The 13,080-nt window shown below is 65.2% G+C and carries 14 protein-coding genes and 1 tRNA gene; 9 read left to right on the top strand and 6 right to left on the bottom strand.

All coding sequences use genetic code 11. The annotated features are described in order from the left end of the window. The first annotated feature begins 46 nt into the window (after positions 1-46). The 3 genes from V6V88_RS07990 (at position 47) to V6V88_RS08000 (ending at position 3,167) form a co-directional block, all read left to right on the top strand. Positions 47-1,228, top strand: a complete 1,182-nt coding sequence (locus V6V88_RS07990) for an AI-2E family transporter (RefSeq protein ID WP_223574805.1) — start codon at positions 47-49, stop codon at positions 1,226-1,228. A 107-nt stretch (positions 1,229-1,335) separates the two neighbouring features. Further along, on the top strand, positions 1,336-1,557 hold the full coding sequence (locus V6V88_RS07995; RefSeq protein WP_056320030.1) for a hypothetical protein: 222 nt from the start codon (positions 1,336-1,338) through the stop codon (positions 1,555-1,557). Between the two features lie 35 nt (positions 1,558-1,592). After that, a complete protein-coding gene (locus V6V88_RS08000; RefSeq protein WP_062838456.1) occupies positions 1,593-3,167 on the top strand; it encodes a sensor domain-containing diguanylate cyclase in 1,575 nt (524 codons plus the stop codon). Between the two features lie 24 nt (positions 3,168-3,191). Here the strand turns inward: V6V88_RS08000 and V6V88_RS08005 are convergent, their stop codons facing one another. Beyond that, complete coding sequence (locus V6V88_RS08005) at positions 3,192-3,431, bottom strand: hypothetical protein (RefSeq protein ID WP_062838455.1); 240 nt, start codon at positions 3,429-3,431, stop codon at positions 3,192-3,194. Between the two features lie 96 nt (positions 3,432-3,527). Here V6V88_RS08005 and yddG point away from each other — a divergent pair, with 96 nt between their 5' ends. Continuing rightward, complete coding sequence (gene yddG / locus V6V88_RS08010; RefSeq protein WP_062838454.1) at positions 3,528-4,436, top strand: aromatic amino acid DMT transporter YddG; 909 nt, start codon at positions 3,528-3,530, stop codon at positions 4,434-4,436. A gap of 28 nt (positions 4,437-4,464) precedes the next feature. Here yddG and V6V88_RS08015 read toward each other — a convergent pair whose 3' ends face one another. Then, positions 4,465-4,656 (bottom strand): hypothetical protein, encoded by a 192-nt coding sequence (locus V6V88_RS08015; RefSeq protein ID WP_062838453.1) that lies wholly within the window; start codon positions 4,654-4,656, stop codon positions 4,465-4,467. Between the two features lie 259 nt (positions 4,657-4,915). Between V6V88_RS08015 and V6V88_RS08020 the strand changes: the two genes are divergently transcribed. The 3 genes from V6V88_RS08020 to V6V88_RS08030 all read left to right on the top strand — a co-directional run bounded on the left by V6V88_RS08020 (position 4,916) and on the right by V6V88_RS08030 (position 6,591). Next, positions 4,916-5,167, top strand: a complete 252-nt coding sequence (locus tag V6V88_RS08020) for a hypothetical protein (RefSeq protein ID WP_062838452.1) — start codon at positions 4,916-4,918, stop codon at positions 5,165-5,167. 107 nt (positions 5,168-5,274) lie between these two features. Further along, a complete protein-coding gene (locus tag V6V88_RS08025) occupies positions 5,275-5,466 on the top strand; it encodes a hypothetical protein (protein WP_056320045.1) in 192 nt (63 codons plus the stop codon). 201 nt (positions 5,467-5,667) lie between these two features. Then, positions 5,668-6,591, top strand: coding sequence for a hypothetical protein (locus V6V88_RS08030; RefSeq protein WP_062838451.1), 924 nt, complete (start codon positions 5,668-5,670; stop codon positions 6,589-6,591). A 75-nt stretch (positions 6,592-6,666) separates the two neighbouring features. Here the strand turns inward: V6V88_RS08030 and V6V88_RS08035 are convergent. The 3 genes from V6V88_RS08035 to egtD all read right to left on the bottom strand — a co-directional run bounded on the left by V6V88_RS08035 (position 6,667) and on the right by egtD (position 9,230). Then, positions 6,667-6,743 (bottom strand) — tRNA-Met (locus V6V88_RS08035). Between the two features lie 160 nt (positions 6,744-6,903). After that, complete coding sequence (gene egtB / locus V6V88_RS08040; RefSeq protein ID WP_338618750.1) at positions 6,904-8,220, bottom strand: ergothioneine biosynthesis protein EgtB; 1,317 nt, start codon at positions 8,218-8,220, stop codon at positions 6,904-6,906. A 32-nt stretch (positions 8,221-8,252) separates the two neighbouring features. Beyond that, entirely contained in the window at positions 8,253-9,230 is a 978-nt protein-coding gene (egtD, locus tag V6V88_RS08045; protein WP_223574812.1) for an L-histidine N(alpha)-methyltransferase, read from the bottom strand. A gap of 296 nt (positions 9,231-9,526) precedes the next feature. Here egtD and V6V88_RS08050 point away from each other — a divergent pair, with 296 nt between their 5' ends. Together V6V88_RS08050 and V6V88_RS08055 are read left to right on the top strand one after the other, a co-directional pair. Then, positions 9,527-9,862, top strand: a complete 336-nt coding sequence (locus tag V6V88_RS08050) for a DUF883 family protein (RefSeq protein WP_056320053.1) — start codon at positions 9,527-9,529, stop codon at positions 9,860-9,862. Between the two features lie 9 nt (positions 9,863-9,871). Next, a complete protein-coding gene (locus tag V6V88_RS08055; RefSeq protein ID WP_223574814.1) occupies positions 9,872-11,359 on the top strand; it encodes a phospholipase D-like domain-containing protein in 1,488 nt (495 codons plus the stop codon). Positions 11,360-11,408: 49 nt separating this feature from the next. Here the strand turns inward: V6V88_RS08055 and V6V88_RS08060 are convergent, their stop codons facing one another. Beyond that, positions 11,409-13,076, bottom strand: a complete 1,668-nt coding sequence (locus tag V6V88_RS08060; RefSeq protein WP_062838448.1) for an FMN-binding glutamate synthase family protein — start codon at positions 13,074-13,076, stop codon at positions 11,409-11,411. Between the last annotated feature and the right edge of the window lie 4 nt (positions 13,077-13,080).

Consider the following 13,080-nt stretch of genomic DNA (forward strand, 5'->3'; position numbering starts at 1 on the left):
TTGTACAATGCGGCTCTTGCGGCGCATGCCGTGCCTTGGACTGACTATGAGCGATTCTTCAGGCGTGCATTACAGGACCTTCGTGCTCCTGCTCGTGGTGGTCACCATCGCGTTCGGCTGGCTGTTGTGGCCGTTCTATGGCGCCGTTTTCTGGGGCACCATTCTTGCCATCCTTTTCGCGCCGTTGCAGCGCCGTCTGGTGGCGCGCATTGGCGGGCGGCGCAATCTGGCCGCGCTCATCACGCTGCTCCTCGTGCTGCTGCTGGTGATTCTTCCGCTGGTCGTGATCAGCGGGTCGCTCGTGAACGAAGGGGCGAATTTCTACCAAAGCATCAAGTCCGGGCAAATCAACTTTGGCGCGTACTTCCAGCAGGCGATGGACGCACTGCCGCCGTCCGTGCATGCATTGCTGGCGCGCTTTGACCTGGCCGATATTGCCAGCCTGCAGGACAAGCTGACGGCCGGTGCAATGCAGGCCAGCCAGTTCCTGGCCACCCAGGCCTTGAACATCGGGCAGGACACGTTCCAGTTCGTGGTCAGCTTCGGCATCATGCTGTATTTGCTTTTCTTCCTGCTGCGCGACGGTCCGCTGCTGTCGGCGCGACTGCGCCGTGCCGTGCCGCTCAGCGACACGCACAAGCAGCACCTGTTCCGCAAGTTCACGACCGTGGTGCGAGCCACCGTCAAGGGCAACGTCGCGGTCGCGGCGGCGCAGGGTGCGCTGGGCGGCATCATCTTTTCCATCCTCTCGATCCAGGGAGCGCTGCTGTGGGGCGTCATCATGGCCTTCCTGTCGCTGCTGCCCGCGATCGGGGCGGGGCTGATCTGGGCGCCGGTAGCCGTGTACTTCCTGCTGACGGGCGCCGTGGTCAAGGGCGCGGTGCTCATTGCGTTCGGCGTGCTGGTCATCGGCATGGTCGACAACGTGCTGCGGCCCATTCTGGTGGGCAAGGACACGAAGATGCCGGACTACGTAATCCTGATCTCCACGTTGGGCGGCATGGCGCTGTTCGGGCTGAACGGATTCGTGATCGGTCCGCTCATCGCGGCGTTGTTCATGGCAAGCTGGGATCTGTTTTCGCCCGCGGCAGGCGACCCGGGGGGTGTGCACGCCGTGAGCGCGCCGCTGCCGGGCAACCCCGTGGCCGGTTCGCCGCCGGCGTCCGGGGGCGCCGGCGCGCGTGCGCAGGCAGCGCTTGCCAGCGATCGCCAGTCCCGCGACGTATGATCTCGCCGGGCGCCCGCGTGCGCCCGGCCGGGTGTAAGGTGTAGCAGCGCTGGCCGAACCGCGGCCGGCCTTTCGTGTCAACTTCGCCAAACAGGAGCGCGCCGGATATGGAATGGAAACTGCATCGGTCGGGCTGGATCGAGGAACGCAACTTCGACATTGAGTTCGCCGAAACGCCCGAGGGATATCACGCACGCGTGCGCGTCTTCGGCTTTCCGGTTCTTGAAGACACCAAGCACGTGTTCCCCAACGAAGCGCTGGCTGAAAAAGGTGCGCTGACGCTGCTCAAGAGCCAGTTTTCAGGCACGCCGGACCTGGAAGAGAGATAGCAGGGCGATGGGCAGACCGAGGGGCAGGCCGCGCGATGGCTGACGGCGAAACGGTTGCTGGCGTGCGCCGCCGCCGGGCGCGCCGCTATTCCATGCGGACGGGGCTGCTTGCCCTCGTCTTTGCCTGTATTACCCCGGCGCTCATCGTGGCGACGGTCGCCGTCTACGAAAGCTACGTCATCCAGAAAGAGCGGATCTACCGCGACACGATCTTCCTGGCGCGCAATCTCACGGCGATCCTGGATCGCGAGCTCACCGGCGTCGAAGCAGGTTTGCAGATGCTGGCGTCCTCGCCGGATCTGGTCGAGGGCGATCTCGCGGGCTTTCATCGGCGCGCGCGCGAGTCCGTGCGCTTTCAGATCGCCGACACTTACGTGCTGACGAACAAGGAAGGCCGGCAGATCATCAACACGCAGGTGCCCTACGGCACGGCCTTGCCAACCGGCAGGGCGCCCGATGAACTGGGTCGCGTCTTCCAGACGCGCATGCCGGTGCTGACAAGCCTGTTCACCGGCGGCCTGACCAAGGACCCCACCATCGCGCTCGGCGTGCCGGTCGTGCGGGACGGAGAGGTGGTGTACAGCCTGAACGTGGGACTGTCGCCCGAGCGCATCGGCAACGTCCTGGGCCGCCGCGCCTTGCCCGAGGGGTGGGTGGCCGCCGTGCTGGACGGCTCGGGAACCATCATTGCCCGCACCCGCGACACCTCCAAATTTGTGGGCCAGAAGGCGGTGCCGGCGCTGGCCCGCGCCGTGCAGCAGGAAGGCGAAGGCTCGTTGGAGACGATCACCAAGGAAGGCACGCCCGTCTACACCGCGTTCAGCCGGTCGACGCTGTCGGGCTGGACAGTCGCCGCCGGCGCGCCCATGCAGTTGCTGACCACGGACCTGTACCGCTCCATCGCGTGGATTGGTCTGGGTACGTTGTTCGCGTTCGGTTTGGGGTTGTGGCTGGCGCTCAGGCTTGCAAGCCGGCTCACGTCGGCCGTGCAGGGGCTGGTCGCGCCGGCGCTCGCGCTGGGCGAAGGCCGGACCGTGGAGCTGCCCGCCACGCGCATCAAGGAAGCCCAGGAGGTGGGCGCCGCCATGCTGCAGGCGTCGCGCAAGCTGGCGCGCGCCCAGCACCTGGCGCACTACGATCCGCTCACCGGCCTGTGCAATCGGGTGCTCTTCGGCGAACTGGTGCTGCGTGAACTGGCGGTCGCCCAGCGCAGCGGCGATTCGTTCTCGATCCTGGCGATCGACCTGGACGGCTTCAAGGCGGTCAACGACATGCACGGGCACGCGGCCGGCGACACGGTCCTGAAAGAGGCGGCCGATCGCATGGCCAGCGCCATCCGGGTCTCGGACGTGGCGGCAAGGCTGGGCGGCGACGAATTCGCGGTGCTGCTGCTGGGCGCCAACCAGGAGAACGCGCGGCTGGTGGCCGAGGCCCTGGTCGAGAGCCTGTCCTTGCCGTATCCCAACGTGCGTGTCGCGGTGTCGGCAAGCATCGGCATCGCGGTGTATCCCCAATCGGGCGCCACCATGTTGCAGTTGCTCGAGCGGGCCGATGTGGCGTTGTACCGCGCCAAGGGCCTGGGCAAGCGCCGGGTGGCGCAGGACCAGTAGGTCCGCCGCCGGTCGCCATGCGCGTCACATATCCTGGCGCGGCGAGAGCGCGGTCAGGACCTCGCCCGATTTCAAGCGATAGCGCCTGTCGTCCAGCGCTACGACAGGGTCGCCTTCGGACGTTCTGAGTATGTAGCGCGATGCGGCAAGCGGCATGGGGCTGTCGCCCGCTTCGTCCGCCCGCAAGAACACTTCAATGCGGTAAAGGCGCCCCGAATCCGTGCTTGCCAGCACGTCGCTCATCCTGCGTGTAGAAATGGCCATGCCGCTATTTCTCCGTTGGGTTTTCGCTAAACTTGCCGCCTTGGCGCCGGTCCGGTCTGATTGCCGGGCATGCACGGCGCACAATCGGAAACGGTAATGCAATTGAATCCTGGCCGGAACGCGGCCACCATCCTGGGTCTGCTGGCTATCCTGCTGTGGGGCACGGTCGTCGGCCTGATCCGGGGCGTCAGTGAAAACTTCGGCCCCATTGGCGGCGCCGCGCTGATCTATACGGGAGGGTCCATCTTCCTGGTGCTGTTGCTGGGATTGCCCAAGCTGCGCACGTTTCCCCGGTCGTATCTCATCGTGGGCAGCCTGCTGTTCGTGGCCTATGAGATATGCCTGTCGCTGTCGCTGGGGTTCGCGGCCGATCGTGCGCAAGCCATCGAGCTGGGCATCGTCAATTACCTGTGGCCATGCCTGACGGTGGTGTTCGCCATGCTCATCAATGGGCAGCGGGCGAGCTGGTGGGTGGCGCCGGGCATCTTGTTGTCGGTGTGCGGCATCGTCTGGGTCGTGGGCGGAACGGGCGGGCTGTCAATAGAACGCACCGCCGCGAATGTGTCGAGCAATCCTCTGAGTTATGGACTGGCCTTCAGCGGCGCCATCATCTGGGCCGTTTACTGCAACGTGACCAAGCGCTTTGCGGACGGCAAGAATGGCGTCGCCCTGTTTTTCATGCTCACAGCAGCGGTCTTGTGGATCAAGTACCTGTTCAGCGCGGAACCCGCATTGGTGTTTGCCGCGCCCGCCACGGTCGAGTTGTGCGTGGCCGCTGGCGCCATGGCAAGCGGCTATGCACTGTGGAACGTGGGAATACTGCGGGGCAACCTGACCCTGCTGGCTACCGCGTCGTACTTCACGCCAGTCTTCTCCACCTTCTTTGCCGCGCTGTGGCTATCCACGCCGCTCACCCTGCCGTTCTGGCAGGGCGTGGCAATGGTCACCGCCGGTTCATTGTTGTGCTGGGCAGCGACGCGCGGCAGACCGGCCCGCAACGGATAGTCCGGGCCGTGTCGTGAGAGGGGGAGATTTACTCGACGAGCATCGTCAGGGCGACTGCGAACCCCAAGGGAACCAGCAGCAACGAGGCAAAAGTGGAACTGACAATCGCCGCCGATATCTTCAGCAAGGGCTCGGGCCCTGCGCTTCGTATCGTTTGAACCACCAACGCGACGATACCCATAACCATCAAACAGCTCATGAAAACTGCTACGTAAGTCATGTTGTCTCCGTCCTCGCCTGATTTAGGGGATGCGGCGCCGCTGTGCGGTCTTGATGTTTGGGTCGATTGTGCGCCTGTATTGCGAGACTGCACCCTAGGGTTTTCCTTGCCGGCGGGCGGCTTTGTGGCGTATTTGCCGCGCAGTGTGCAGCATGAAAATCGTGTGCGGACGCAGCAATTTCCGACGGCGGAACACGCTTCGGCAACCCGGCGCGATTGCGCTACGATGGCGTGATCAAAACACCCGAGAGGCCGCCCGATGCCGCAAAAACTACGCCCTGGCACGCGCGCCACCTTGCAGGTCCGCCAGCTTTCGCCCGGCGAGTTCGCGTGGATCATTACCCTGCTCGATCCCGAATCCGGCAATGTGCGCAGCACCAATTACTCGGACAGGCGATATCCCAGCCAGGATGAAGCGTCCACGGCCGGCAAGGCTGCCGTCCTTGCATTTCTCGCAAACGACACGTCCGAACGCGCGCCAGCCCCAAGCGGCGGCAAGCGCAAGGACTGACGCCGCGCGCTCTCCTTCCATGGCGCCCGGCCGTTTACCGGTCTTGGGCACGCCATTTGCTGATGCTCATGCAAGGCGCATCTTGCGCTGCTTGAGGAGAGGCAATCATGTCCCAGATCCCGCATCGAGAGCCCGGTCAACCGGACGATCTCACGCCTGACGATCCGGCGCTCCCGGGAAACCCGCCTGCGGACGATCCGCGTCCGGACCCGGGCCGTCCCACGGACAACCCCGACGTCATCGACCCCACGCCGCCCGCGCCGGATCCCCGCGCGCCCGGCACCATCGACCTGGCCTGATTGCGGCCAGCATTACTTCATTTCCGATCCCTTCATCGAAGCAAGGAGGTTTCCATGCGCTCAATCCTGTTGTGGCTGCTCGGCGTGCCCATTCCCATCATCATCCTGCTGGCTCTGTTCTGGCACTGAAGGCCGGTGCGCCATTTCCGCTTTGGCACCCGCGTGTGCGCGGCTGCGTAAGTCTCTGGACAAGGATCGATCATGCAAAATACGTCTTCATTGAGCCAACCTTATGCCGATGGCGTGCCTCCACGTGAGTCCGCCATTTCGGCCGTGTCGTGGGCGGCGGTATTCGCCGGCGCGGTGATCGCCGCGGCGCTGTCGCTTGCATTGTTTGCCGGCGGCACCGGCCTCGGTTTTCTGTCCGTTTCGCCCTGGGGCGAGGAGGGCATGTCGGCTCCCGCCATCGGGGTTGGCATCATTGTCTGGATGCTGCTGACGCAGATCATTTCGTACGGCATCGGCGGCTATGTCGCCGGGCGCCTGCGGACGAAATGGGTCGACGTGCATTCCGATGAGGTTTACTTTCGCGATACCGCGCACGGCTTTCTGGTCTGGGCGCTGAGCGCCGTGGTCAGCGCCGCGCTGCTGGGCTCCGCGCTCGCGTCGATGGCTTCCGGCGTTGCCAAGGCCGGCGCTTCGGTGGCGGCCACGGCCGGCACGGCGGCAACCGCGGCGGCGACGGCCGGCGCTGCCGGTGCGAGCAGTGGCGGTGGCATGGAGCGCGCAACCGACTATCTCACCGACACCCTGATGCGCTCGGAACGTCCCGAGGCCAACACCGATCCTGAAGCGGCGCGTGCCGAAGTTGGCCGCATCGTCGCCATGAGCATCACCCGCGGCGACATGACGCCCGCAGATCGCGACTACGTGGTGAAGGTCGTGGCCGCGCAGGCCGGTGTGGAGCCCGCCGTTGCGCAGCGCCGCGTCGACGAGGCGATCCAGAACGCCAAGAAGACCGCGGAAGAAGCCAAGGTGAAGGCCAAGGAAGCTGCCGACGCAGCCCGCAAGGCTGCCGCGGCGTTCGCGTTGTGGGGCTTTGCATCGATGCTGATCGGCGCCTTCGTGGCGAGCCTGGCTGCCACCTGGGGCGGCCGCCGCCGCGATGCGGTCTATCGGGTTTAATGTGGTGTTTCGGGTGTAAATAATCCGCCCGAATGCAAAAGGGCCCGCACACTGTGCGGGCCCTTTTAAATTTCTTGGTGGCGCATCCCTGATTCGAACAGGGGACCTGCGGATTATGATTCCGTCGCTCTAACCGGCTGAGCTAATGCGCCATCCTTTTTTCGCCGTTCGGTTTGCGGTGCAAGTGCCGATCAACGAAGAACGAAATTCTAGCACGAAGTTTTTTTGGAGTGCAAGTGGGTGCCGGCCAAATTTTTCCGGCCGGTCTGGACGCCTTGTTCAGCCAGTGCTGATAAGGTCGCGCGCCGCCCTTCAGGCATCCCGCGCCAGGCGGATGCCCGAGAACTGCCAGCGCGCCTCGGGCGGAAAGAAATTGCGGTAGCTGGGCCGGATGTGGTCGCGCGGCGTCGCGCACGAGCCGCCCCGCAGAACGTATTGGTTGCACATGAACTTGCCGTTGTATTCGCCGACGGCGCCCGCGCTGGGCTGAAACCCGGGATAGGCGTCATAGCCGCTTGAGGTCCATTCCCACGCGTCGCCGAACAATTGCACGGGACCGCCCGGGCCGTGGCGCGCCGGGGCGGGGCGCGTGTCCAGGTGACCGTTTTCAAGCATGTTCGCGCGGGCCGAATAGGTGTCTTCCGACAACTGGCGCGCGGCGTGTTCCCATTCCGCTTCGCGCGGCAGGCGCGCGCCGGCCCAGCGTGCGTAGGCGTCGGCCTCGAAGTAGCTGACATGCGTGACCGGGGCGTGCAGCTCCAGGTCCTGCATGCCGCGCAGCGTGAAGACGCGCCACGCATCGTCCGAGCTTTCCCAATACAGCGGGGCGCGCCAGCCTAGTGCGCTCACCATGTCCCACCCCATCGAGAGCCACAGTTCGGGCCGCTTATACCCGCCGTCCTGCATGAAGGCCAGGTATTCGCCCTGTGTCACGAGGCGATCGGACAGGGCGAAGGGCGTCAGCAGGACGTCGTGGGCCGGCCCTTCGTTGTCGAAGGCGAAGCCGCGTCCGTCGTGGCCGATGCGAGTAATGCCGCCGTCGTACCGGGTCCAGCCCGGTGTGGTAGCGGGCGGCTGCGCGGGCTGGCCCGGTGCGACGTAAGCCGGCCTGAGCGGATTGGCCGACAGCATGTGCTTCAGATCGGTCAGGATGAGTTCCTGATGCTGTTGCTCATGATTGAGGCCGAGCTCGAGCAGCGCGTCGAATTCGGGATCGTTGCCGCCCAGGCGCGAGATCAGGGCGTGCATCGCTTGGTCGACATGTTGCCGGTATTGCAGCACTTCCGACAGCGGAGGGCGCGACAACAGGCCGCGTTGGGGGCGCGGATGTTTTGCGCCGACGGCGTTGTAGTAGGAGTTGAAAAGCATCCGGTATTGCGGATGGAAGGGCGGACTGGACGCGTCATAGCGCGCCAGCAGAAAGGTCTCGAAGAACCAGGTAGTGTGCGCCAGATGCCATTTGACCGGACTGCAATCGGGCATGGATTGCACCTGGCAATCCTCCGGGCTCAAGGGCGCGGCCAAGGCGGCGGTGGTGGAGCGTACGGCGTCGTACCGGTCGTGCTGTCCGGCTTGTCCGCTGGCATAAGGCCCGATGGCGGGATGAGTCAGCAGGCATGCGGGGTCCATGGGGATATCTCCAGAATCGTGGGCGCCCTGCGTCAGGCGCGGGCGCTGAAAACAGAAAACCAGTCGCGGGCGTCCGACCAGTGCGCGATGTCGTGAAAGCCCGCGCGGTGGAGCAGATCGCTGAAGGCTTGCGGCGTGAATTTGTAGGAGTTCTCGGTGTGGATGCGTTCGCCGGCCTTGAACTCGCGATGGCCGCCGGGCCAGGCAACGTGCACGGCGCGCCGCGCCTCCAGGTGCATTTCGACGCGAGAACGTTCGCTGTTGAAGAGCGCCACGTGGCGCCAGTCATCGACATTGAAATCGCTGCCGAGCACGGTGTTCACGTGGCGCAGCAAATTCAGGTTGAACGCGGCCGTCAGGTGCAGGGCGTCGTCATAGGCCGGTTCCAGCACGCTCTTCGGTTTGACCCGATCAACGCCGACCACGAGTCCGCCGCCGGGACAGGCTTCGCGGATGCGCCGCAGCATGGCATACGCGGCATCGGGGCCCAGATTGCCGATGCTGGAGCCGGGATAGAAGAACAGGCGTTGCTGTGCCGGAACGCCTTCGGGCATCGCCAGTTCATGCGAGAAATCCTGGCCGACAGCCGTGATCCGCATGTCCGGATACGAAAGCCTCAGGCGCCGCACGGCTGCCTGCAGATAGTCGGCCGAGATATCGACGGGCACATAGTGGCTGGGCCGCAGGCTGGCAAACAGCCGCTCGGCCTTGACGCAATCGCCGGCGCCCAGGTCGATCATTGCCTGCACGGGGCCGACATGGCGCGCGATATCTTTGCCGTGGCGCTGAAAGATCTCGTCTTCGCAACGCGTTGGATAGTATTCGGGCAGTTGCGTGATGGCCGTGAACAGCGACGAGCCGAGCGCGTCGTACAGGAACTTGGGATCGATATGGGCGGCACTGTCGAGCAGCCCTTCGTGCAATTCGATCTGCTCGGCGCTGGGGTGCTGCGGCTCCTGCGCGATGAATTCGGGGGCGACGGCGGCAAGGAGTGCGGAAGGAGAAACCATGCGTTCAGTTCCTTTTTGGGGCGGTTGAAGCGCATTGCAAAGACTCATTGTGGCGGCTGAGGGGGTTTGCGTGTCAAGCGCCAGGCCTCTGAATGCAATGGACTTTTACGAAATCGAAACCGCGTTTGGCGGGAGACGGGAAGGGGCTGCGAGGGCACGCGCACGCGCCCCGACTCCGCCATCAGCAAGTTTCAGGCCGCTGAAATATCGGTTTACTGCTGGTTGCGAAAGCTCGGGCAGTTTTGGGCCGTTGGTGTGGACAATGGGACTTCCAAGAAAAAATCCAAGGAGCTAGCATGAATCGAAAGCACCAGCGCGCTGAAATGGCTTTGCATCGTGAACGCGTGAATGACAGCTTCCACGAGCTGCTCGCCGGCACGGAAGACCTTTTGCGTTCGACCGCGTCGTACACGGGCTCCGAAATCGAAGCGGCGCGCGCGCGCTTGAAGCGCCAGCTCGCCGATGCACGTGAATCCGCTGGCGGCTGGGAAGGCGTCGCACGCGAACGAGCCCGCCGGGCCACCGCTTATGCGGACGAATACGTGCATGAGAATGCATGGAAGTCGGTCGGCGTGGCGGCGATAGTGGGCGCCGTGCTCGGCTGCATTTTTGTGGCGGGTAATCGGCGCTAGAGACGCATCATGAGCCCATTACCGGCATTGAGCCGGGGTGGGCCGCGCAATGCCCTGCAGGAACTGACCACCGACGCGCGCCGGTGGGCGCGCGCCGTCCTGTATGCGTGCGTCGCGTCCGTGCTCGCCGCCTGCGCCAGCGTCCCGGACGCGCAGGAGCGGCACGCGCGCGCCGCGCAAGCAGGCCTGTCCGCGGATGCGGCACGGGACAGCTATCGTCGCGGGCAAGGCATTGCAGCGGACCCTCAAACCCCCAAGGATGATTTTCTCGCACGGCACCTGGCGGTGGAGCAGGCGGTCAGCGGCGCGCCCCTGGTCAAGGGCAATCGTGTGCGCCTGCTTGCCGACGGACCCAGCACGTACAAGGCGATGCTCCAATCCATCGCCCAGGCGCGCCGCTACGTGCACATGGAAACCTACATTTTCGACGACGATGCGGAAGGCAATCGCTTTGCAGACGCGCTGATCGCGGCGCGCAACCGTGGCGCCGAGGTGTCGCTGATGGTGGATGCGGTCGGCACGATCAAGACGCCCGATGACCTCTTCCAGCGCATGCGCGACGCGGGCGTGCAGGTGGTGGTCTTCAATCCCGTCAATCCGGTCAACGCGCGCGCCGGCTGGTCGCCCAATCAGCGCAACCACCGCAAGGTGCTGGTTGTCGACGGCAAGGTGGGCTACCTGGGCGGCATCAACGTCAGCAGCGTGTACGAGTCGTCTTCGTTCTCGGGCGGAAGCGGCTCCGGGGCGTCGGGATCCGGTGGCGGCTCGGGCGCCAAGGCAGGCAAGCCCGCCAAGGAAGCCGACTCCGCGCCCTGGCGCGACACGCACCTGCGCATCGAAGGGCCGGCCGTGGCGCAGCTGGAACAGGTGTTGCAGGCCGGCTGGGCATCGCAGGCCAAGGAGCCCATCAAGGGCGGCGATTCGCACGTTGCGCCGGCGGTCGGCGACACCGCCGTTCGCATCCTTGCGAACCAGCCCGATCGCAGCGACGGCTACACGGTCTATCTGACGTTGATGTCGGCGTTCGAAAGCGCGCAGAAATCCATCCACATCACGATGGCGTATTTCGTGCCAGATCCGGCGTTCATCGAGGTGCTGCAATCCGCGGCGCGGCGCGGGGTGGACGTGGTGCTGGTGCTGCCGGGCTTCAGCGACTCGTCGCTGGTGTTTCATGCCGGGCGTTCGCACTACACCGATCTGCTGCGCTCGGGCGTGAAGATCTACGAACGCCGTGACGCCTTGCTGCATGCGAAGACGGCGGTGGTCGATGGCGTCTGGTCGACCGTGGGGTCCAGCAACATGGATTGGCGCAGCTTTGCGCTGAACTACGAGATCAACGCCGTGGTCCTGGGACCGGAGTTCGCGGCCGAGATGGAGGCGCTGTTCCAGCGCGACGTGGCCGATGCCGAGCAGGTGACGCCCGAGGCCTGGAAGGAGCGCGGCCTGGACGACCGCTTCATGGAGTCGTTCTCGCGCATGTTCGAGCGCTGGTTGTAGCGGGTGCGCGGGCGGCTCGGATCCTGTCCGCGCCGCCCGTCAGCGCCGTTCAGGAGTTGCCGGCCGCGGCGGCCTGTGCGGCGTGCTCGCGCGCCAGGGCCGTGGTGATGTCGTGGGTGGGCTGAAACGACTGCGCCTGCGCCATCGCCCAGCCTGCACGGAAGACCTGGTGCCGGAACTCGCCGCGCAGCAGCTCGCCAGGCGCCAGCTCCGGAAACAGCGCGGACAAGAGGCGGATTTCGCTGGGCGAGATGCGTCGCGCGATATGGTGCGGGCGCAACTGGCCCGGGTGGGTCAGGCCGGCCGCGGCCAGCAGCTCGGCAAGTGCATGCAGCGTGTTCTTGTGAAAATTGGCCACGCGCTGTGCCTTGTCCGGCACCACCAGCGCGCGTTGACGTAGCGGGTCCTGCGTGGTGACGCCGGTGGGGCATTTGCCGGTGTGGCAGGCCTGGGCCTGGATGCAGCCGATGGCAAACATGAAGCCGCGCGCGGCGTTGCACCAGTCGGCGCCCATCGCCATCACGCGGGCCATGTCGAACGCAGTGATGATCTTGCCGGACGCGCCCAGCTTGATGCGGTCGCGCAGGTTCACGCCGATCAGCGTGTTGTGCACGAGCCGAAGCGCCTCGCGCAGCGGCGTGCCCACGTGATCCACGAATTCCACGGGCGCCGCGCCCGTGCCGCCTTCCGCGCCATCCACCACGATGAAGTCCGGGGTGATGCCGGTTTCAAGCATCGCCTTGACGATGGCGAACCACTCCCAGGGATGCCCCACGCAGAACTTGAAGCCGACGGGCTTGCCGCCGGAGAGCTCGCGCAGGCGCGCCACGAATTTCATCAGGCCGATCGGACTGTCGAACGCGGAATGGCTGGCGGGCGAATTGCAGTCCTGCCAAGGCGCCACGCCCCGCGCCTCGGCGATTTCGATCGTCACCTTGCCCGCCGGCAGGATGCCGCCGTGGCCCGGCTTGGCGCCTTGCGACAGCTTGATCTCGATCATCTTGACCTGCGGCGTACAGGCGTTGCGCACAAACGCTTCTTCCGAAAACGCGCCGTGCTCGTCGCGGCAACCGAAATAGCCCGAGCCGATGTTCCAGACGAGGCTGCCGCCCGGCTGGCGATGGTAGCGGCTGATGCCGCCTTCGCCGGTGTCGTGCGCAAAGTCGCCTTGCCGCGCGCCTTCGTTCAGCGCCAGCACCGCGTTGGCCGACAGCGCGCCAAAGCTCATGGCCGACACGTTGAACACCGACATGGAATAGGGCTGCGTGCAGTCGGGCCCGCCCACGGTGACGCGAAAGTCGGTGTCGTTGATATGCGAGGGCGACATGGAATGGTTGATCCATTCGTAGCGGTCGCCGTAGACGTCTTCCTGCGTGCCGAAGGGGCGCTTGTCGATCTCGCGCTTGGCGCGCTGGTAGACGATGGAACGCTGCGCACGCGAAAACGGCGAGGCCTGCGTGTCGTCCTCCAGGAAGTACTGGCGGATCTCGGGGCGGATGAATTCGAACAGGAATCGCAGGTTGCCGATGACCGGATAATTGCGGCGAATGGCATGCCGCGGCTGGATCAGGTCGTACACGCCCAGCGCGCCCAGCAGCGCCAGCGGCACGGCTGCCGCAAGCCACCACAACGACGCGGTGGCGGCCAGGGCCGCGGTGATGGCCGCGCCTGCAAGGGTCAACAGAAAGGCCGTGAATCGGCCGGCTATCCAGTTCATGTCC

Source organism: Achromobacter sp. E1 (genome assembly GCF_037039475.1).
Taxonomy (GTDB): Bacteria; Pseudomonadota; Gammaproteobacteria; order Burkholderiales; family Burkholderiaceae_B; genus Achromobacter; species Achromobacter mucicolens.

Bases quoted from the DNA above. Each gene is read 5' to 3' on its own strand.
- V6V88_RS08005 (WP_062838455.1), bottom strand. From the start codon at position 3,431: ATGGCCATTTCTACACGCAGGATGAGCGACGTGCTGGCAAGCACGGAT.
- V6V88_RS08060 (WP_062838448.1), bottom strand. From the start codon at position 13,076: ATGAACTGGATAGCCGGCCGATTCACGGCCTTTCTGTTGACCCTTGCA.
- yddG (WP_062838454.1), top strand. From the start codon at position 3,528: ATGCAATTGAATCCTGGCCGGAACGCGGCCACCATCCTGGGTCTGCTG.
- egtD (WP_223574812.1), bottom strand. From the start codon at position 9,230: ATGGTTTCTCCTTCCGCACTCCTTGCCGCCGTCGCCCCCGAATTCATC.
- V6V88_RS08000 (WP_062838456.1), top strand. From the start codon at position 1,593: ATGGCTGACGGCGAAACGGTTGCTGGCGTGCGCCGCCGCCGGGCGCGC.
- V6V88_RS08025 (WP_056320045.1), top strand. From the start codon at position 5,275: ATGTCCCAGATCCCGCATCGAGAGCCCGGTCAACCGGACGATCTCACG.
- V6V88_RS08020 (WP_062838452.1), top strand. From the start codon at position 4,916: ATGCCGCAAAAACTACGCCCTGGCACGCGCGCCACCTTGCAGGTCCGC.
- V6V88_RS07990 (WP_223574805.1), top strand. From the start codon at position 47: ATGAGCGATTCTTCAGGCGTGCATTACAGGACCTTCGTGCTCCTGCTC.
- V6V88_RS08050 (WP_056320053.1), top strand. From the start codon at position 9,527: ATGAATCGAAAGCACCAGCGCGCTGAAATGGCTTTGCATCGTGAACGC.
- V6V88_RS08055 (WP_223574814.1), top strand. From the start codon at position 9,872: ATGAGCCCATTACCGGCATTGAGCCGGGGTGGGCCGCGCAATGCCCTG.
- V6V88_RS08030 (WP_062838451.1), top strand. From the start codon at position 5,668: ATGCAAAATACGTCTTCATTGAGCCAACCTTATGCCGATGGCGTGCCT.
- V6V88_RS08015 (WP_062838453.1), bottom strand. From the start codon at position 4,656: ATGACTTACGTAGCAGTTTTCATGAGCTGTTTGATGGTTATGGGTATC.
- egtB (WP_338618750.1), bottom strand. From the start codon at position 8,220: ATGGACCCCGCATGCCTGCTGACTCATCCCGCCATCGGGCCTTATGCC.
- V6V88_RS07995 (WP_056320030.1), top strand. From the start codon at position 1,336: ATGGAATGGAAACTGCATCGGTCGGGCTGGATCGAGGAACGCAACTTC.